Raw genomic sequence first — 18,662 nt, 5'->3', positions numbered from 1 at the left:
CGCCATGCCAGGAAAGCAATATTCAGAAAACTATCAAATTCCGTATTTCGAAACGGATATCAAGGGCGAATTAACGCTTGCATCCTTGGTGAACATTTTAATTTTAGCATCAGAGCATCAACTTAATGCGCTCAACGTCGGTGAAGCGACAATGCATGCGCTCAATCTTGGTTGGGTGGTCACGCAGTATCAAATGAAGATTACGCGGATGCCGAAGGTGGATGAAAAAGTTAAAATTGTGACTGAAGCTGAGAGTTACAACAAGTATTTCTGTTACCGGAATTTCTGGTTATATGATGAAGCCGGCAACGAATGCGTCTTCGTCCAAAGCATCTTCGTGATGATGTCGTATGAAACACGGAGTATGGTGCAAGTTGTGCCGGAAATCATGGCACCATTCGAGTCAAGTGAGATTAAAGGTAGCAAACGATTCCCACGGATTAAGAAGATTGATCCCGAACAAGTGACGACCAAAGAATATCGTGTGCGTTATTTCGATATTGATGGTAATCAACACGTTAATAACGTCCATTATTTTGAATGGATGTTGGATGCGCTCGATTATGACTTCTTGACGACACACCGCGTAGCAAGTGTCAACATCCGCTACGGCCACGAAATTCAATACGGTGAAATGACCCAAAGCATGGTCGAACAACTCACAGTTGATGATATAATCACAACACGGCATAAAGTCGCCGTGGATGACCTAAGTGCAGCAGAAGCGGAAATTACGTGGAAAGAGCGCTGAGTCGAACGGGTTAGCTTTGAGGATTAACGGGATAATCCCAATTATTCAGTTAACCGGAAAAGGCAGTTCGAGGAAGCACGTTTAAACGAAAGAAAGCCCCATTCACAGATAAAGTTGTGATGGGCTTTCTTTTGTTATCTTCGAATATTTATTGAAACGTGCTTTTTGAAACAGCTCCCTGCGCTTAACCCAATTTACCAAATCGGCGATTTCATCGCCAATTCGGCAAATCCAGTTAATGCTCAGAAGCTAACCGTTTCAAACGCACTCTATCGAAAACGTGTTTTCATCAACAGCTTCCTGCGCTTTGCTACACTTATCAAATCGGCGCTTACAGCGTCAATTCGCTAAGTTAGGCAAGTGCTCAGAAGCTAACCGTTGATGACGCACTCTATGATGTTGCGTTGCTGACAAATTCTTTTAATGCTGCGCCTGTTTTGCCTGCGCTGAGGCCGACTTGTAGTTTGAGGCGTGCTTTTGGTCCATTGAGGCCTTGGCAGAAGGTGACGCCCATTTGTTTAAGCTTTACACCGCCGCCTTGGTAATCGTAGACGTCTTCGGCAATCCCGTTGAAACAGCGAGAAACAAGTACGATGGGGATGTTGCGATCTAATAGCGCTTGAACAGCGGGTAAGGTTGCTGGTGGTAAGTTACCAGCCCCGAGTGCTTCGATAACGAGCCCTTTGGTGTTGGGTTGGTTGATGGCGTCGAATAAAGTCCCATCCATGCCAGCGTATGCTTTTAAAAGATAAACAGGTTCGACAAGGGTTTTGATGTCGCAAATTTCAGAACGAATTAATTCTTGGAAGAAATTCGCATTGTGTTTGCTGACCAAACCGATGGGACCAAAAGTTGGCGTTCTAAAGGTTGCGACGTTCGTCGTGTGCGTCTTCGTGACATACCGTGCTGTGTGAATCTCATCGTTCATCACGACTAGCACACCTTTATCATGAGCATCGTCAGAAGCGGCTGTCCAAACGGCACTAATCAAGTTGTGTAATCCGTCTGCGCCGATTTCATTCGACGAGCGCATCGCACCAGTCACGACGACGGGGATATTGTTGGGAAGTGTCAAGTCTAAGAAATAGGCGGTCTCTTCGAGGGTATCCGTCCCGTGTGTGACAACAACACCATCAATCCCGTCTTCTTCAGCTTGTTGAATTCGATTCTTAAGGTTTAACATCACAGCGGGTGTGATGTGTGGTGAAGGCAGATTGGCGAACTCTTCACTTTCAATGATTAATTGATTATCGAACAGCTTTTCAAAGCCGGCCATTGGATTTTGATCTGTGGGTGCAACCGCGCCATCTTCGTCCGCAGACATTGCGATTGTGCCACCAGTATGGAGGACTAAAATTTTCTTCATGTTTAATGAACACCTTTCTTTAAATCCGAATTACTCATCTGTAAGTATAGCAAATTTTCTGCAAGAGTTGCTGAAAAATGAAAATCAATTGCTTGTAATTAAATAACGTTAGTGATACATTTAAGGGGTTCTAAAAATTCGGAGTAGGACTGAAGCGTTAAGTGCTGGTGGAACGGAATGTGGACACCAGACGAAAAGCAGCAATGCTTGCGATTTCAGTACCGCATTCGCCGCAGTATTATTTGTGGCAGCTCCAAAAGGGAGATGCTTTTTATGGTTAATGGTCAGATTTTTGGTGTTAAGCTAGACACTAGACGCGTTGTTTTACTAGCTGTTTTAATTGCTTTACAATTGGTGGTTGCACGCTTTGCAATTTCACTAACGATTTTCAGAATTAGTTTTGGATTCATCGTCACCGCCTTAATGGGGTGGTGGTTTGGCCCAGTTTGGGCGGGACTTGCCGCCGTTATTGGCGACCTCATCAATAGTTTGATGATTGGGGTCCCAGGTGGTTATTTCCCAGGCTTCACACTTTCAGCGTTTCTAGGGGCTTTCATCTATGGGTGTTACTTCTACCGACAAAAGATTACATGGTGGCGCGTGATTGCCGCCGTTGTGACAGTTGTGCTAATCGTTAACCTCGGTTTGAATTCATGGTGGGTGTCGATTATTAGTCATACACCATTTGGGTTCCACTTTACGGCGCGGGCCATTGGGGAAGCTGCCACATTAGTGATTCATCCGATTATTCTATACATCGTGATGCATTTCGAACCGATTATTAGATTAAAAGATAGAGTATTATAAATGAGTAGGTGTTATCTATTTGAAGATAACGCCTTTTTTTGTGGAAACCGGCTTTTTATGCTAGAATAACAAGGATTATAAGCAGAAGAAGGATGAAATAATGAAGCTATTGGCAATGGATACCTCGAATCAAGCGGTGAGTGTGGCACTCCTTGAAGATCATCAAATTTTAGGCGAAATGACTGTTAATATTCGTCAAACACATAGTCAGACGTTACTTCCAATGATTGATCAACTATTAAAACAAACAAAAACCACCATTGAAGATATCGATCGCTTTGTCGTTGCAGAAGGTCCGGGTTCATACACGGGATTGCGGATTGCGGTGACAACGGCTAAGTCTTTTGCTTGGACGCTTAATAAGTCATTGGTCGGGATTTCGAGTTTAGCATTGCTAGCGGCCAATGTGATGGATACGACCGCCTTGATTGTACCGCTGTTTGATGCACGCCGCGACAATGTTTTCGCGGGGATTTATCAGTGGCAAAATGGGACATTGCAAACCGTTGTGGCCGATCAACACGTTTCACTAGAAGCACTACTGGCACAATTACAATTATTGGCAGAACCTGTTTATTTTGTGGGGAATGACGTTGCACACTTTAACGAACAGATTCAAGCTGCATTAGGTAGTAACGCGCATTTCGTGTCCGCCAACCATAATTTACCGCACGCCAGCGTCTTGGGTGAATTAGGCTTGATGGCTGAACCTGTCGCGGATATCCATGGCTTCGGACCCGTTTATTTACGCAAGACGGAAGCAGAAGTTAACTGGGCAAAAACGCATGATGAGCGAGGCGCTGATTCGTATGTGGAACAAGTTTAGGGAATACCTCAAACCCCAGATTTGGGTCAAGAAAGAAATGCCTTACACAACTCGGCGCGTTGAAATTGATGAGACGACATTTTACTTAGCACGCGCGAGTCAAAATGATATTACGGCATTGTTGGACATTGAACGGTCGGTCTATGCCGGTCAGACGCCGTGGGATCGTTGGACCTTCACTAGTGAGTTGAGCAAGCGCAAGACATCGTTGTATCTGGTTTTATGCCAAGGGACTGAAGTCGTAGCGTTTGTCGGTGCATGGTTTTCAACCAATGAAGCTCATATTACGAATATCGCGGTGCGGCCAAGTTATCAAAAACGTGGTATTGGCCACTTTTTGGTGCACGAAATGGTTAGTTTAGCCCACGATTATCCCAGTCAAAAAATTACACTAGAAGTACGCGCCAGCAACACAAGCGCTCAAGCCGTTTATCAGCGATTGGGTTTTACAGTGGTGCGGACGCGTCCCAATTATTACATTCAGGAAAAAGAAGATGCATTCAGTATGTGTCGGATATTGAGTCAATAGGAGTCAGTCATGTCGGAAAAACGAGAATTAATTTTAGCATTTGAATCCAGTTGTGATGAAACGAGTGTGGCCGTCATCGAAGACGGTCATGTTATTTTAAGCAACATCATTGCTACCCAAATTAAGAGTCATCAACGTTTTGGTGGGGTGGTACCCGAAGTGGCCAGTCGCCATCACGTTGAACAAATCACAGTTTGTACACAAGCGGCTTTAGAAGAGGCCGGGGTTACTTACGCTGATTTAACGGCGGTCGCAGTCACTTATGGCCCTGGATTAGTCGGCGCCTTATTAATTGGCGTGACAGCTGCCAAAGCGATTGCTTACGCACACCACTTACCATTGATTCCAGTCAATCATATGGCGGGGCATATTTATGCGGCGCGGTTTGTTAAGCCTTTAGAATACCCATTGTTAGCTTTACTGGTTTCAGGTGGCCATACTGAATTGGTGTACATGCCAGCCGCCGGCGAATTCGAAATTATCGGTGATACACGGGATGACGCAGCAGGTGAAGCCTACGATAAAATTGGTCGCGTCCTCGGGATTCAATACCCAGCCGGTAAAGAAATCGATCGGCTTGCCCACTTAGGTCAAGATACATTTAAATTCCCGCGTGCGATGCTCAAGGAAGATAATCTTGACTTCAGCTTTAGTGGTTTGAAGAGTGCCTTCATTAACACAGTGCACCATGCCGATCAAATCGGTGAGACGCTGAACCACGAAGACTTAGCCGCTAGTTTCCAAGCGAGTGTGGTCGAAGTGCTCACCACTAAAACGATGCACGCCGCGCGTCAATTAAACGTGCGCCAACTCGTTGTGGCCGGTGGGGTGGCTGCCAATCAAGGTTTACGTGAAGGTTTGGCGACAGCCATTAAGGCATCCGGAATGGATTTAGACCTCATCATGCCACCACTTCGATTATGCGGCGATAACGGCGCCATGATCGGGGCCGCAGCGCATATCGAATTACAAAAACAACAATTTGCTGATCTAAGTTTAAATGCAGTCCCTGGTTTGGATTTTCCATACGGTGCATAAAATACGAATTCAAAAAGCCTGTCGATAATTTCGACAGGCTTTTTTGCTTAAATGGATTGCTTAGTTGATTGTAAGGTAGTATAGATGTCCGTCGGCAGTGCCACTATCAACGGACTGAGCTGATCCACGCCAATCAGTGTTAAATCGTGCATAGCACGTGTGACGAGTGTGTAGAGGAGATCTACGTCTGATTGTGCGCCGAAGGTCTTCTTAGAGATGTCGTAGCCAATCACAGCGTCGAACTCGAGCCCTTTGGCTAAGTATAATGGAAGGATTAGGATGCCTTTGGGTAAACTACGGGTTGTTTCACCGATGAGTGTGACGTGTTCATCAGGTGTTAAACTAGCGTAGAGTTGGTGGGCAACTTGTTGGTTCTTGGTGAGGATCGCAACGGTCGCGTGTTCTGCCTGGAGATGGCGGATTTCTTGGGTCAGTGTAGCGAGCGCTTGGTCGTTTGGCGTCTCAATGACGCGCGGTAGGCGCCCGTCACGGCTGAAGGCTTGGAGGGCTGTTTCTTTTGGCAAGAGTGCCTTGGCGAAGTTGGTGATTGGGGCGGTCGCGCGGTAACTCTTGGTTAAGCTAATTTGGTTGATTTTTAAGCGGGGAAAAGCAGCGGTCAGTTGATCGATGAAGTGGCCGGTTTGGTAGGTCGCCGTGAAGACATCCTGTGCGTAATCGCCGAGAACGGTTAATTTCGCGTTGGGAAAGGCGTGGTGGATGTAGACGAACTGAGCGATGCTGTAATCCTGCATTTCATCGATGAAGAGGTACTGAATGCCGTGATTTTGGCCGCTGTCAGTTAATAAGTCGCGCAGGTATAGAATTGGGGCGGCGTCACTGAGCCCGACGATGTGGCGTTCATTGTTATCCGCGACTTGGCGAATCATGGCGTCCCAAACCTTCGTAGGGATGTCGGCAGGGCAAGCACCACTTAAGAAGTGTTGATATTCTGTGGATTCATCTAGGAAATAATCATTGTAGATTGATTCATAGAGTGGGGCGAAATAACTTTGAACGATTTCACGAGCGATGAAAGCTTGTTCATCATCGCCAGAATCGAATTCGCGGTCACCGACAATCGTCCGGTAAGCATCATCGGTTAAGGTATCGATTTTTTCAGCGACCCAGTCGAGATGAACTTCGAGGTTGATTTGGCGTTTAAGCCGTTTGATGAGCGTGTTTTTAGTGGCGAGGAATTTGTCGCCGGGTAACATATTTGCGGGGAGCGCGAGATAAATCTGATTCATCTGGTCTTTAGTAAAAAATGGGCGGTCTTCGAAGTATAGATCGTTGAATGCCAACGGTTGGGTTGAGGCTTGTTTAACGTAAGCTTCAATTACGTGCATGAACGCTGCGCTTTCTTTATACCGGCGCATGGCTTGTGTCATTTCAGGAAAACTGGCTTGATCTTTTTCGAAGCGGTCGAAGAGGTTCTCAACCTGTAAGCCTGAGAAGCGATGACTTAAGAACTCGGCCATCGTCACTTGGCGCATGTTTTTCTCGCCTAAACTAGGCAGGACTTCTGAAATATAATGGCTGAATAAACGGTTGGGTGAGAAGAGCACCATTTGGTCGGCTTCGAGCTGACTGCGGCTGTGATAGAGTAAAAAGGCGATGCGTTGCAAGACAGCTGAGGTTTTACCACTACCGGCGACCCCTTGGACAATCAGTAAGTCAGCGGTTGTATCGCGAATGATATCATTTTGTTCTTTTTGAATCGTGGCAACGATGTTTTGCATATATTCGTCACTTTGTTCACCGAGGACGGCTTGTAAGAGTTCATCGCCGACAGTTTCGTTCGTATCAAAGACGTGTTCGATTTGACCGTTTTGAATCTTGAATTGGCGTTTGAGTTTGAGGTCAACTTTGACAGGGCCATTTGGCGTCTCATAAGTCACTGGACCGAGTGTCCCATTATAGTAGATACTCGAAACAGGGGCGCGCCAGTCGTAGATTAAGAAATTGTCTTGGTCGTCGATAAAAGTGGCGGTCCCGATGTAGAGTGATTCCGTTTCACCATCTTCGGTGATGTCAATCCGACCGAAGTAAGGGGAGTTGACGAGATCGGTCAGGCGTTCTTGTTGGCTAGTCAGTAATTTTTCGTTTTCGACAGCGGCGGCGACCAATTGCTTTTGTTGTTGGACCGCGGCGTTGGTTTCCATGCGGTCATCGACTTCGGTAATGTTGACTTTCGTATTGTCGCCGTAACGTTGTTCGATGTCTTTGGTTTCATTGTAGGCGTTGGCCAATTGTTGGTTAATCACTGTGAGGCGTTGGTCGACCTGTATAACTGTGCGGTCAACGCGCGCTTGTTCTTGTTGTTTTGTGTCTTCGTGTAACATAGCAGCCTCCAATTGTTAGTTGTTATATTATAAGCGTCTTGGGGTAAAAAAGCGACCGATTGACATTCATTTTAAAATCCGTTAGTATGACAGTAATTCAACAGACAAAGTGAAGGATAAGTAGCAACTGATATTTTCTTGAACAGGAAGCGGCGGGACTGAGAAGTCGTCAAGAAGTTGGTTGTGAATTGGACCTTCAATCGGGAATTAGTGAGTAACTAATTCGGGTAGCACCCTTATCGCGTGAGTGGCACGGATGATTTTCGTGCAATTTAGGTGGTACCACGTAGAAGCGTCCTAATTGTTTAATCACAATTAGGGCGCTTTTTTTGAGTTGATAAATTAAATTGGAGGGTATTATTATGAACAAAAAAATTATCTTAACCGGCGATCGACCAACCGGTAAATTACACATTGGGCATTACATTGGTTCATTACGCAACCGGGTAGCGATGCAAGATTCAGGCGAATACGAAACATTTATCATGATTGCCGATCAACAAGCTTTAACCGATAATGCGCGTGATCCTGAAAAAATCCGGAACAGTCTCTTCCAAGTGGCTTTGGATTATTTATCAGTTGGGATTGATCCCGCTAAAACAACCGTCTTCGTGCAATCACAAATTCCTGCTTTGAGTGAATTAACGATGCATTATTTGAACCTTGTGACGGTTTCGCGTTTACAACGCAATCCAACCGTTAAAGCTGAAATCCAACAAAAGAATTTTGAACAAAGTATTCCAGCGGGCTTTTTAATTTATCCAGTCAGCCAAGCTGCTGATATCACGGCGTTCAAAGCAACGACAGTTCCTGTTGGTGATGATCAAGAACCAATGTTGGAACAAACCCGTGAAATCGTACGGACGTTTAACAACGTTTACGGACAAGAAATTTTAGTTGAACCAGAAGGGGTCTTCCCACCAAAAGGCGAAGGACGCCTACCTGGTTTAGATGGGAACGCCAAGATGAGTAAGTCATTAGGCAATGCGATTTACCTATCAGACGATGCCCAAACGCTTGAAAAGAAAGTGATGTCAATGTACACTGATCCATTGCATATCAAAGTAACCGATCCTGGTCACATTGAAGGCAACACAGTCTTTACCTATTTAGATGCCTTCGATGATGATCGTGAAAAAGTGGCTGAACTCAAAGCGCAATATCAAGCTGGTGGTTTGGGTGATGTGAAGATCAAACGTTACTTGAACGAAGTCTTACAAGCGAAGTTCGCACCCATTCGTGAACGTCGTGCTGAATTTGAAAAGAATCCAGAAGCCGTTTATAAGATGTTAGAAGAAGGTAGCAAGAAGGCCAATGCTGTTGCAGAACAAACCCTTAAAGAAGTGCGGGATGCAATGGGGATTAATTACTTTAACTAATCCTATTCAAATTAAAAAAACAGTTAAACAAGTCGCTGAATGACTTGTTTAACTGTTTTTTTATAGACTAATATAGTGGAATAATAGATGCTTTTTGATGGTACTTTAAAGTTGAATATGAGAGACTTAATTCAATTTAAGACAGATGTAAACGCTGTTTTTGGTGTATAATTTGAGAAGTTATCAACATGGAGCAAAGGAGAATTGATATGCATGATTTAACTAAAGGTAATCCGTTGAAATTAATTATCTTATTTACCGGCCCATTATTGATTGGGAATATTTTTCAGCAACTCTATAGTGTCATCGATACCTTAATCGTTGGGCGGACAATTGGTGTTAATGCGTTAGCAGCAGTTGGCTCAACGGGTGGATTGAACATGCTGATTATCGGTTTTTGTACAGGGACCACGGCTGGGTTGTCCATCTTGACAGCCCAACGCTATGGTGCTCAAGACTATCGCGGCGTTAAGCGCAGCTTTGCGACGAGCATTCTGATTAGTTTGGTGATAACCATCATTTTGACAGTTATTAGTCTATTATTTGCTCGACATATTTTGGTCATGATGAAGACGCCGGCCAGCATCATTGTTGATGCTCAACGGTTTATTATGATTATCTTTGGTGGGATTTTTGCCTCGATGGCGTTTAACTTACTTTCGAATATCATTCGCGCACTTGGGGATAGTCGAACCCCCCTCTTTTTCTTAGTAATTGGGGTCATTGTGAATATTGTGTTAGATTTTATTTTTATTTTAGGCTTTCATATGGGCGTTGAAGGGGCCGGGTTTGCGACGGTCTCTGCACAAATAATTGCGGCTGTGTTATGCTTACTATATATTTATCGCCGCATTCCGGTCCTCGTTTTACGGCCGAAGGATTTTCGCGTGACGCGCAAAGATGTCATGGATCATCTCAAGGTTGGATTACCGATGGGCTTTCAATCGTCAATTATTGCAATTGGCTCAATCGTGATCCAAATCATGTTGAATACATTGGGTGCTAGCGCGGTTGCTGCTTACACAGCGGCTGGGAAGATTGATCAATTAGCAACTCAAGTTGGGAATTCATTTGGGATTACCTTGGCGACATATTCCGCACAAAATTACGGTGCACGTGAATTTGGACGAATCAGTAAAGGGGTCCGCCAGACACTAATGGTGTCAATCATCTTTAGTTTAGTGATGGGCGCGTTGATCATTGCCTTTGGACGACCACTGGTTAACCTGTTTATCGGGAACAATCAACCGCACGTGACGGATTTAGCACAAATCTACTTCCGCTTTAACAGTAGTTGTTACTTTATTTTGGCAATCTTATTTGCCATTCGCTATACCTTGCAAGGTTTGGGGCAGAGCTTTATTCCAACCTTAGCGGGGATTGCGGAGTTGTTCATGCGGATTTTTGCCGGGATCTTCCTCGTGCAGCAATTCGGCTTCATGGGCGCAAGTTTAGCCAACCCACTCGCTTGGATTGGTTCATGTTTGGTGCTATTGAGTTCCTATTTCAAGACAATGCACCAACTGAAGCGTCGTGAAGCAGGTAAGAATAGGGAGGAACAGGATGTTTAAAAAGTATTTATTGGTCGGCTTATCGTTGACCATGTTGGCGTTGGGTGGCTGTCAGGCGACACAATCTAGTCAACCAACGCACGAGAATGCACCAACAATTGCAAATAAAAAACAAGTTAAAAAAACAACGGCAATCTTGACTGAGAAGACCTTTAAGTCAGGCGACAATGCCTATTTAGAAGTGAACCATAATAAATCAACGTTGGATGTCCGTCAATGGCAAACCGAACGGATCAAGTATGGTGCGTTGGATGGTTTAAATCGGACAACGACTAATACGGCTTTCTTATCGAAAGAGACGTTAGGCCGTTCAAACACACGCCATCGTCAAACGTGGCAACCAACCGGCTGGCATAATCAACCCGTGATGATTGATGGCCAACGGGTCTTTCCTGAAAGTCGCGGCCATTTGATTGCATACGCGATTTCGTTTAATTTCAACCGAGATGGTGTTTTCCAAAAAGGGGAACTCGGCAGTAGCAATAATCCGAAGAACTTAGCGACACAAACGGTCTTCAGCAATCAACGTACCATGCAGATTTTTGAAGACCAGGTTCGCCAAGCACTAACGCAAAATAAAAAGGTGATTTACCAAGTGACAACTGTGTTCCGTGGAGATGAATTGATGCCCCGCGGTTACTGGGTTCAAGCAATCTCAACAGATAAGAAGTTGAACTTTAATGCGTATGTTTGGAATGTACAACCTAAGATGCAATTTGACTATGCAACCGGTCGCGGCCATTACGATGGATCGATGGCGGTGGTGGATCAGTATGCAGGCAATCCTTATCAGAATTAAGTAGAACCAAAAAAAGCGCCGTCTCAAGATTAATTGAGACGGCGCTTTTTTTGCTTAATGCACAATTACTACTTACTTAGAAACTAACCGTTTTAAACGTACTTTAAACATGCTTCGATAGCCATAACCTTCCGGTTCACTACACAACAAAAATCATGGCCGGAAACCACCATAATTCCTGGTGATAGGCTAATCTTCAAGTGATAAACGGCTATCTCAGCACTTTATGGCAGGTCATTGCCTGCTGCCAAGTATAGGTCGTACCATTCTCTTCTGGTGAGGGTGACTTTGTCTGCTTCGCAGATTTGTGCTAGGCGGCCGGGGTTCATTGTGCCGACAACGACTTGCATGCTGGCTGGAATTCTGAGGAGCCATGCGCTAGCAATTGCGTTGACGTTGGTGTCATGTGCCTTGGCAACTGATTGGAGTGCTGCGTTTAATTCTGGAAATTTCGGATTATCGATGAAGACCCCTTCAAACATGCCGTATTGATAAGGACTCCATGCTTGAATGGTCATATTCGTGAGGCGTGAGTATTCTAATAAACCACCATCGTGATGAATGCTGCGCGCGTCTTGCATATTGGTATGCACGCCGGCATCAATCATACCAGTGTGCATCAAACTGAATTGGAGTTGATTAGCAATCAATGCTTGCGGCACTGCTTGTTGGAGTAAGTCGACTTGACCGGGATTGAAGTTGCTGACCCCGAATTGGCGGACTTTACCACTATTTTGCAATTTTAAGAAGGCTTCAGCGATTTCATCCGGTTCCATGAGTGGATCAGGTCGGTGGAGCAGCAAGGTGTCAACATGATCAAGTTGTAATCGGTTGAGGCTGGCTTCAACACCTTCGATGATGTGTTCCTTTGAAAAGTCGTACATTTTTTTGCCAATGCCGACTTTGGTTTGAACGAGCACTTGATCACGGTCAATATGACTGGCCTTAAGGGCGTTCCCGAATTTAATTTCGGAAGCACCATCGCCGTAAATATCAGCGTTATCAAAGTAATTAATCCCATGTTCATAGGCGGTTTCGAGCATTGTCAGGGCTTCTTGGTCGCTCAGTTGTGGGATGCGCATGACACCCCAGACAATTGGCGAAGCCATTAAGCCGCTGCCACCAACATTGATTTTTTGCACTATCAATCACTCCTTTTATTTGATGCTTTTAACCTACCACAAAGTACCATTAATGAAAAGAAAAGGCTTTCCTGAATTTCAGGTCGTCACTGGCGACAATTTTCGGTATACTAATCACAATAGACAGGAGACAGTTAGATGACAGATAAGAAAGCACAGGCACCGCGGCTAAATCCACAACTTGAGACGGTACAGCTTACTGCGTTTGAACCAGATGAGACTTATGAAGGTTTGTTTTTCGAAGAACTAACGTTGAAGCAAACCGAAGTTGAGATGTTATTCTTTAAAGGCTGTTTATTTAAAAATTGTCAGTTTGAACAAGTCGACTTTAATAACTGTGATTTTCAAGATGTGCAATTCGAACACTGCGCGTTGTTAAACTGTTCGTTGACGAATGATCCCTTCCAACGAGTCGCGTTTAATGGTTGCCAGTTGATTGGTTCCGATTTTGCAGAGGCTGGTCTGAATGATGTCACGTTCGACACTTGCCAAGCGGATTACACCGGCTTTAACTTTGCGCGGATGCGGCATGTCGACTTTAAAGATTGCAGTATGCAAGAAGTCTCACTCGGGCAAGTTGATTGGCAGTGGCTAACAATGGTCGGGAATCGTTTGAACGGCATGGATATGACTGGCACGAATTTGAAGAATCTCGATATCAGTCAGAATCAATTCGAAAAAGCGACTTTCACGCTCGAATTATTACGTGGGGCGACCATCAGCACAGAACAGACGCTCGTGATTATGAGCGCGTTGCGAATTAACGTCCGCTAGCTTGCCGGTTTTTAAAGGCAATTATCAGACAACTGATTGTTGCGATGAGCATCACAAGCACAGCGAAGAAATCTTGGTGCAACAGCTGGCAGAGGCCGCTGATACATAAAGCGATGAATAAAATAAGTGGGATTTTAAGGTTGGCTTTCATTGGTCATTCCCCCGTACTTTAATCTGAAAAGGCAGCGACAAAATATTGTGGCTGCCTTTTCGTTTGATTTTTAATAATTAATCTTGTATGTCAATTCAACAAAATGACCGATTTGACGGCTATTGATAAGTTCCAATGGCATATCGGTTAAGTGCGTGCTGACCAGTGAAATGCCGTCACCCAGGAGAACTGGCGCAATGGTGATGATGAGTTCATCGACTAACTGGGCTTTAAGCAATTCGGTAAAGATTTCTGCACCACCCACAAGCCAGATATTGCCGCCATCTTCTTTTTTTAATTGACGCATGAACTCAGGAATATTCCCAGCAACGACATGTGTTCGATCTTCTGTATCATGTAACGTTTTCGAGAAGACATAGCCGTTTTTATCTTGGTAAGGATAGGTGCCGGCTAATTTAAGACTTTGTTCATATGTCTTACGCCCCATCACAACGGTATCGACGGTGCGTTGGAAAGCTTGAATTGCAGCGTCTGATTCGGATGAATCGAGTGCAGCTAACCAAGCAGTACTACCATCTTTTTCAGCGATGAAGCCATCTAGACTCTGAGCAAGGTATAAAATTACTTTTCGCGAATTTGGTTCTGTCATAGTCAACACGTCCTTTAAATTAAGATTACCTTTATTATAACAGTTTTAACCGCTTTCATACATTCTAAACCGTTGGTAATTTAACTGGATTTGGCTTATCATGAAAAGCAAAGCTGTTTACTCAAAGGAGACCAAAAATGACAACTACTGAATTTTCTCCAGAAATCCAAAGTTTAATTGACCAAGTTCAAAAGAATTATCCTCAACCCATTAAGATCCGGGTCGCAGACGCAGCGTCTGGGATGTTAAAACATGATCAGGCACAACGCGTTTTAAATAACGATGGCAGCTTGGCAATCTTAATTACCGATGCGACAGCGGCCGATTATGCTTTATCACATGAATTATTACACTTACTATTATTATCAATCGGTTTTCCACAAATCATGACCGATGTCACCACGCAGGATGCGCAACTCGATGAACAATTGGTTGCGACCGGCACAACGTTGTACAATGCTGCTGTGCATATGGTGATTCAAAAAGAACAAGAATCCCATGGCTTTGTGGATGTTGAAACTAAACAAGCCTACCTTGAAGGTCTACGAGATAATCTGACCCCGGAAAAAGACGATCCCGAAAATAGATGGGTGATTTTCCGCGTATTAACGCTGTTAGATGCCCTCGTCTTCTTTGATGGTGGCAACCAACAACTGTTAAAACAGTGGACGGCTGATTATCCAATTGCGTTTGCCCAAGCCGAAATTCTCTATCATGTGTTGGTACGCAAAACAATTGATTCACCATTCACGTTACGGCGGGCTGTGATTAACTTGTGGGTTGCGTTTGATCGCGTGTTATCAACCCTAGGATTTGCTGAAACGAACCTCCAACAACTCTTGACATTGACGCCGGTATTAAGTGAACGGCAACTACGATTAGAAGTGCGCCAAGTCTACGATATTTTACATTCCGAAAATCTATTTGCGACCGCAACGAACCAAAAAGCGTATGTTGGAATTGGTAAGAGTGATCAACAAAATGCTTTTGTCTTAGGGATTCCAGAAGACAAGGCAACACCGGAATATTTCAAACGATTGTATGATTTATCAGTGCAAACCTTCTTAGATGAAATTGGAATGCCGTATTCATTAAGAAAATGAGTGCGTTCAAGCTGGTCAACTTTTGAGCATTAGCACAGGGAAGCGAATTAGCGACGCAGTCGATGATTTGATTCACAGTGCTAAGCACAGAAAGTTAGCTTGAAAAGCACGTTAAAGAACAGAGTGCGTTAATTCGCGGTTAGCTTTTGAGCACTTGCCTAATCAGACGGATAAGCGCCAAAGGCGATTGGCCGACCGATGTAGCAAAGCGCAGAAAGCTGCGAATTAAAAGCACGTTAAAAAGGAGTGATGGTGATGACTTTTAAATCAATGTTGCATGCGGCACAGCATGTTGTTTTCTTGACGGGTGCGGGCGTGTCAACGGCTTCTGGCATTCCAGATTATCGATCGAAAACGGGGTTGTATCATCAGCAAGCCAATCCAGAATATTTATTAAGTCACACGAATTTAATCACTAATCCAGCCAGTTTTTATGAATTTGTCACGCAGCAGATGTATTTTCCTGAAGCAAACCCAAATGTCATTCACCAAGTGATGGCGACGATTGCGAATCAAAAGGGGCAGATTATCACCCAAAATGTTGATGGGTTGCACACAAAAGCGGGCGCGCGGGATGTGATTGAATTTCATGGTAGTTTATACCGTGTCAGCTGCCAAAAGTGTAGCCAAGCAGTGCCTTATCAGGCCTATTTAAAGGATATGCATCATCAAGATTGTGGTGGGATTTTGCGGCCAAATATCGTTTTATATGAAGAACCGATTGATCCGACGGTGATTGAACGGTCGATTCAGGCGATTGAAGCGGCGGATTTAATTGTCGTGGTCGGGACGTCATTTCGTGTTTACCCATTTGCGAGTTTAATTGAATATCGCCGTCCAGATGCCCAATTAGTAGCGATTAATCAAGAGGCATTACAATTTGAAATGCCAGTCACTATGATACAAGCGGATGCGACAACCGTTTTTGCCGCACTAGCAACTAAGGAGTGAGCCCATGTTAACTGAACACTATCAAAAAATTGATGCAATTGATGCCCAATTGGCGGTTTTATTTGAAGAACGCATGCAAGTCACCAAGCAAATTGCAACAATCAAGCATGAACAAAAAATCGGCTTGACGGACATCCAACGCGAAAAAGCGGTGATGGATGCGCGCCTTGCTGCGGTTAAAGATCCAGCACTCGCAGATTACGTAAGGGATTTATACCAAACGTTAATTTTAATTTCGAAACAATATCAAGTAAAATTAATGAAGGCGATGAAAGAAGCAGAAGAAAAATAATGTGGAAAGAGCGAAACGGAGACGGAGCGCTCTTTTTTGATGGAAACGTGCCGAGTCTGCCATATCTTTCCGGTTAGCTACGTATCGCAAACAATCGACTTCGTCGCTCATTCACGATGCGCTGCTAATCCTCAAGATATAACCGGCAGATTCAGCACTCTGATTTGAAACGTGCCGATTCGAACTGCCTTTTCCGGTTAACCTAAAAATGGCAATCATGGCTGAAGAGCGCCATAATCCCCATTTTTTTGTTAATCCTCAAAGCCAACCCGTTCGACTCAGACACTCTAAACGTGCTTCCTGTCGCAGTAATTTCCGCTTAATCTAAAAATGGTATTAATCCTAAACCCCTGGATTAATACCATTTTTGAATTAATGCTCAATTACTAACCGCGACAGTCAGCACTCTTTTGCTTAATATGCTAAAATGAAACTAATTTATGAGATGTGAGGCTATTGAACTGTGACTAAACGACGCTATAATTTAGCGGTAATTCGCTATCGCGGGACTTTACTATTATTGAATCGGATTAAGCCCCCATTTGCTGGGCTTTGGAATGGCATTGGTGGCAAAACAGAACCCGATGAGACGCCAATCAGTGGTATGCAACGGGAGTTATTTGAAGAAACGGGTTTACAAACCAACCAATACACACTCCAAAATGCGGGGTGGATTGATTGGCACATCGACGGTGAAACGATTGCACCGATTGACATTTTTTTAGTCGATATTTTACCAACGGTGCAACTACCACTTTATCCGGTCGGAATGCGCGAAGGCGTGCTTCAATTATTTGAACCAGAATGGGCACAAGCTGCTGATAATCAAGGAATTGTGGCAGACTTACAGGCCATTTTACCAACTGTTTTAAGTGGTCAGCTCAATCGGTATGATACGGATTTTCATGCAGATCAGATGATTTTCTTTGAAGCAATTCCCATTACTGAACCAAGAGAAGGAGAGGAAGCACTATGATGACAAAGGACCAAACGATGATGGTCTTGATGGTTTTAAAGAAGAAGTTGCAAGGGATTCGTTTTTTTAGAGTCGTCGAAGAACTGTTCTCGTTATACATTATTTTTAAATTCTTAACTGCAACGGGCCAGGTACAGCTTTTAGGGGTGGCGTTTTCTGAGGGGCGCGCCATTAGCTTAATGTTGCTGCTGCTAGTCATCGACTTTAGCCTATCGCGGATTCGGTTAAATTATAAACGCATGGGACAACAATTAATTGTCACATTGAAGGATTTAACGGAACAAGAAGCTTTGTTCATTCAACAATTCCAACGGTTCTAGAGGTGTGGATATGATAACAATTGGATTAACTACTTGGTCAGAACATCAGTCATTAATGCCCAGCAAAAAGCAGTTAACGTTAAACGACTACGCGCAATTTCTGCCAGTGGTGGAGGTCGATAGTTTTTATTATGGCTTACGCGCACCAACCGTCAGCGCAAACTGGTTGACGCAAGTACCAGCCAGTTTTCAGTTCATTGTTAAAGCACACCAAGCAATGACCCGCCAAGAAGACTACGCCGAGTTTACGAGTACTGAAAAAGAATTGTTTGTGCGGTATCGCCAATCAATTGAACCGCTAATTAAGGCCGGCCAATTACAGGCGGTCTTATTTCAGTTTCCGCCATTTTTTCAACTGAATCAGGAAAATAGTCAGTATTTACGACAAATTCGCGCGTGGTTACCGGATGTGCCAATTGCTGTCGAATTCCGGCATCAATCCTGGTACGATGACGCCTTTAAACAACAGATGTACGCCTTTTTGAAACAGTTAAATATGACGCACGTCATCACAGACGAAGCACAAACACCGACGAACAGTGTGCCGTTTGAACCGGTTGTCACCAATCCGGCGTTTGCGATGTTGCGCCTGCATGGTCGTAATATGGCCGGCTGGCAGAATCCGGGTGCCCAATGGCGGAAGCAACGAACATTGTATCGCTATAATCAAGATGAATTGCAATTTTTTGCGGATGCTGTACGGCAGATTAAAAATCAAGCGGAACAAGTTGCCGTGATTTTTAACAATAATTCTGGTGGGGATGCAGCGGATAATGCTTTGCAATTACAACAATTACTTGGGCTAGAATTTCCTGATTTAGCCCCGAAAGCACCTGAACAGATTGATTTATTTTAATGAAGGCTTAGTGTGAGTTGTCGTTTAAATGACTGCTCTTTTGTGCTATACTTTGATTACTTATATGGCATTATTTAAG

19 protein-coding genes and 1 riboswitch are annotated in these 18,662 nt (G+C 44.1%); of the genes, 15 read left to right on the top strand and 4 right to left on the bottom strand.

Going from position 1 to position 18,662, the window contains the following annotated elements:
- The first annotated feature begins 4 nt into the window (after window positions 1-4).
- On the top strand, window positions 5-751 hold the full coding sequence (locus tag LCU_RS06515) for an acyl-[acyl-carrier-protein] thioesterase (protein ID WP_054644211.1): 747 nt from the start codon (window positions 5-7) through the stop codon (window positions 749-751).
- A 391-nt stretch (window positions 752-1,142) separates the two neighbouring features.
- Here LCU_RS06515 and LCU_RS06510 read toward each other — a convergent pair whose 3' ends face one another.
- Window positions 1,143-2,117, bottom strand: coding sequence for an asparaginase (locus LCU_RS06510; RefSeq protein ID WP_004270264.1), 975 nt, complete (start codon window positions 2,115-2,117; stop codon window positions 1,143-1,145).
- Window positions 2,118-2,254: 137 nt separating this feature from the next.
- Window positions 2,255-2,352: riboswitch (THF riboswitch) on the top strand.
- A 38-nt stretch (window positions 2,353-2,390) separates the two neighbouring features.
- On the opposite strand from LCU_RS06510, the gene LCU_RS06505 reads away from it, so the two are divergent.
- The 4 genes from LCU_RS06505 (at window position 2,391) to tsaD (ending at window position 5,317) form a co-directional block, all read left to right on the top strand.
- Complete coding sequence (locus tag LCU_RS06505; protein ID WP_004270284.1) at window positions 2,391-2,924, top strand: folate family ECF transporter S component; 534 nt, start codon at window positions 2,391-2,393, stop codon at window positions 2,922-2,924.
- A gap of 100 nt (window positions 2,925-3,024) precedes the next feature.
- The gene (gene tsaB, locus LCU_RS06500) at window positions 3,025-3,750 is read left to right on the top strand and encodes a tRNA (adenosine(37)-N6)-threonylcarbamoyltransferase complex dimerization subunit type 1 TsaB (RefSeq protein WP_054644212.1); all 726 of its coding nucleotides are present in this window, start codon (window positions 3,025-3,027) and stop codon (window positions 3,748-3,750) included.
- Window positions 3,734-4,279 carry a ribosomal protein S18-alanine N-acetyltransferase gene (rimI, locus tag LCU_RS06495; RefSeq protein WP_065825317.1) on the top strand — a complete coding sequence of 182 codons (546 nt, stop codon included), beginning with the start codon at window positions 3,734-3,736 and terminating at the stop codon, window positions 4,277-4,279. The genes tsaB and rimI overlap by 17 nt, the downstream gene beginning before the upstream one ends.
- A 9-nt stretch (window positions 4,280-4,288) precedes the next feature.
- Complete coding sequence (tsaD, locus tag LCU_RS06490) at window positions 4,289-5,317, top strand: tRNA (adenosine(37)-N6)-threonylcarbamoyltransferase complex transferase subunit TsaD (RefSeq protein WP_004270280.1); 1,029 nt, start codon at window positions 4,289-4,291, stop codon at window positions 5,315-5,317.
- A 47-nt stretch (window positions 5,318-5,364) separates the two neighbouring features.
- On the opposite strand, the gene helD is transcribed toward tsaD, so the two are convergent.
- Window positions 5,365-7,659 (bottom strand): RNA polymerase recycling motor HelD, encoded by a 2,295-nt coding sequence (helD, locus tag LCU_RS06485; protein ID WP_056966242.1) that lies wholly within the window; start codon window positions 7,657-7,659, stop codon window positions 5,365-5,367.
- A 362-nt stretch (window positions 7,660-8,021) separates the two neighbouring features.
- Here helD and trpS point away from each other — a divergent pair, with 362 nt between their 5' ends.
- From trpS to LCU_RS06470, 3 genes are all read left to right on the top strand, one after another.
- A complete protein-coding gene (gene trpS / locus LCU_RS06480; protein ID WP_004270272.1) occupies window positions 8,022-9,038 on the top strand; it encodes a tryptophan--tRNA ligase in 1,017 nt (338 codons plus the stop codon).
- Between the two features lie 209 nt (window positions 9,039-9,247).
- Window positions 9,248-10,609, top strand: a complete 1,362-nt coding sequence (locus tag LCU_RS06475) for an MATE family efflux transporter (protein ID WP_004270282.1) — start codon at window positions 9,248-9,250, stop codon at window positions 10,607-10,609.
- Entirely contained in the window at window positions 10,602-11,408 is an 807-nt protein-coding gene (locus tag LCU_RS06470) for a DNA/RNA non-specific endonuclease (RefSeq protein WP_056966241.1), read from the top strand. Before LCU_RS06475 ends, LCU_RS06470 begins: the two co-directional genes overlap by 8 nt.
- 224 nt (window positions 11,409-11,632) lie before the next feature.
- On the opposite strand, the gene LCU_RS06465 is transcribed toward LCU_RS06470, so the two are convergent.
- Complete coding sequence (locus LCU_RS06465) at window positions 11,633-12,550, bottom strand: aldo/keto reductase (protein WP_004270373.1); 918 nt, start codon at window positions 12,548-12,550, stop codon at window positions 11,633-11,635.
- A 138-nt stretch (window positions 12,551-12,688) separates the two neighbouring features.
- Between LCU_RS06465 and LCU_RS06460 the strand changes: the two genes are divergently transcribed.
- Window positions 12,689-13,324 carry a pentapeptide repeat-containing protein gene (locus LCU_RS06460; protein WP_056966239.1) on the top strand — a complete coding sequence of 212 codons (636 nt, stop codon included), beginning with the start codon at window positions 12,689-12,691 and terminating at the stop codon, window positions 13,322-13,324.
- 221 nt (window positions 13,325-13,545) lie between these two features.
- On the opposite strand, the gene LCU_RS06455 is transcribed toward LCU_RS06460, so the two are convergent.
- A complete protein-coding gene (locus LCU_RS06455) occupies window positions 13,546-14,085 on the bottom strand; it encodes a dihydrofolate reductase family protein (RefSeq protein WP_004270362.1) in 540 nt (179 codons plus the stop codon).
- A 137-nt stretch (window positions 14,086-14,222) separates the two neighbouring features.
- Here LCU_RS06455 and LCU_RS06450 point away from each other — a divergent pair, with 137 nt between their 5' ends.
- The 6 genes from LCU_RS06450 to LCU_RS06425 all read left to right on the top strand — a co-directional run bounded on the left by LCU_RS06450 (window position 14,223) and on the right by LCU_RS06425 (window position 18,583).
- Entirely contained in the window at window positions 14,223-15,188 is a 966-nt protein-coding gene (locus LCU_RS06450) for a hypothetical protein (RefSeq protein ID WP_054644215.1), read from the top strand.
- A gap of 252 nt (window positions 15,189-15,440) precedes the next feature.
- Window positions 15,441-16,139, top strand: coding sequence for an NAD-dependent protein deacylase (locus LCU_RS06445; RefSeq protein WP_100069778.1), 699 nt, complete (start codon window positions 15,441-15,443; stop codon window positions 16,137-16,139).
- Between the two features lie 4 nt (window positions 16,140-16,143).
- The gene (locus tag LCU_RS06440) at window positions 16,144-16,431 is read left to right on the top strand and encodes a chorismate mutase (protein WP_004270383.1); all 288 of its coding nucleotides are present in this window, start codon (window positions 16,144-16,146) and stop codon (window positions 16,429-16,431) included.
- 463 nt (window positions 16,432-16,894) lie between these two features.
- The gene (locus tag LCU_RS06435; RefSeq protein ID WP_056966537.1) at window positions 16,895-17,407 is read left to right on the top strand and encodes an NUDIX domain-containing protein; all 513 of its coding nucleotides are present in this window, start codon (window positions 16,895-16,897) and stop codon (window positions 17,405-17,407) included.
- On the top strand, window positions 17,404-17,727 hold the full coding sequence (locus tag LCU_RS06430) for a hypothetical protein (protein WP_004270369.1): 324 nt from the start codon (window positions 17,404-17,406) through the stop codon (window positions 17,725-17,727). The genes LCU_RS06435 and LCU_RS06430 overlap by 4 nt, the downstream gene beginning before the upstream one ends.
- Window positions 17,728-17,737: 10 nt before the next feature.
- Window positions 17,738-18,583, top strand: coding sequence for a DUF72 domain-containing protein (locus LCU_RS06425; protein WP_056966536.1), 846 nt, complete (start codon window positions 17,738-17,740; stop codon window positions 18,581-18,583).
- Window positions 18,584-18,662: the final 79 nt, after the last annotated feature.

It is taken from the genome of Latilactobacillus curvatus JCM 1096 = DSM 20019, from assembly GCF_004101845.1.
GTDB lineage: Bacteria > Bacillota > Bacilli > Lactobacillales > Lactobacillaceae > Latilactobacillus > Latilactobacillus curvatus.
The sequence above is the reverse complement of the archived record's forward strand: the minus strand, read 5'-3'. Positions and strand labels throughout refer to the sequence as shown.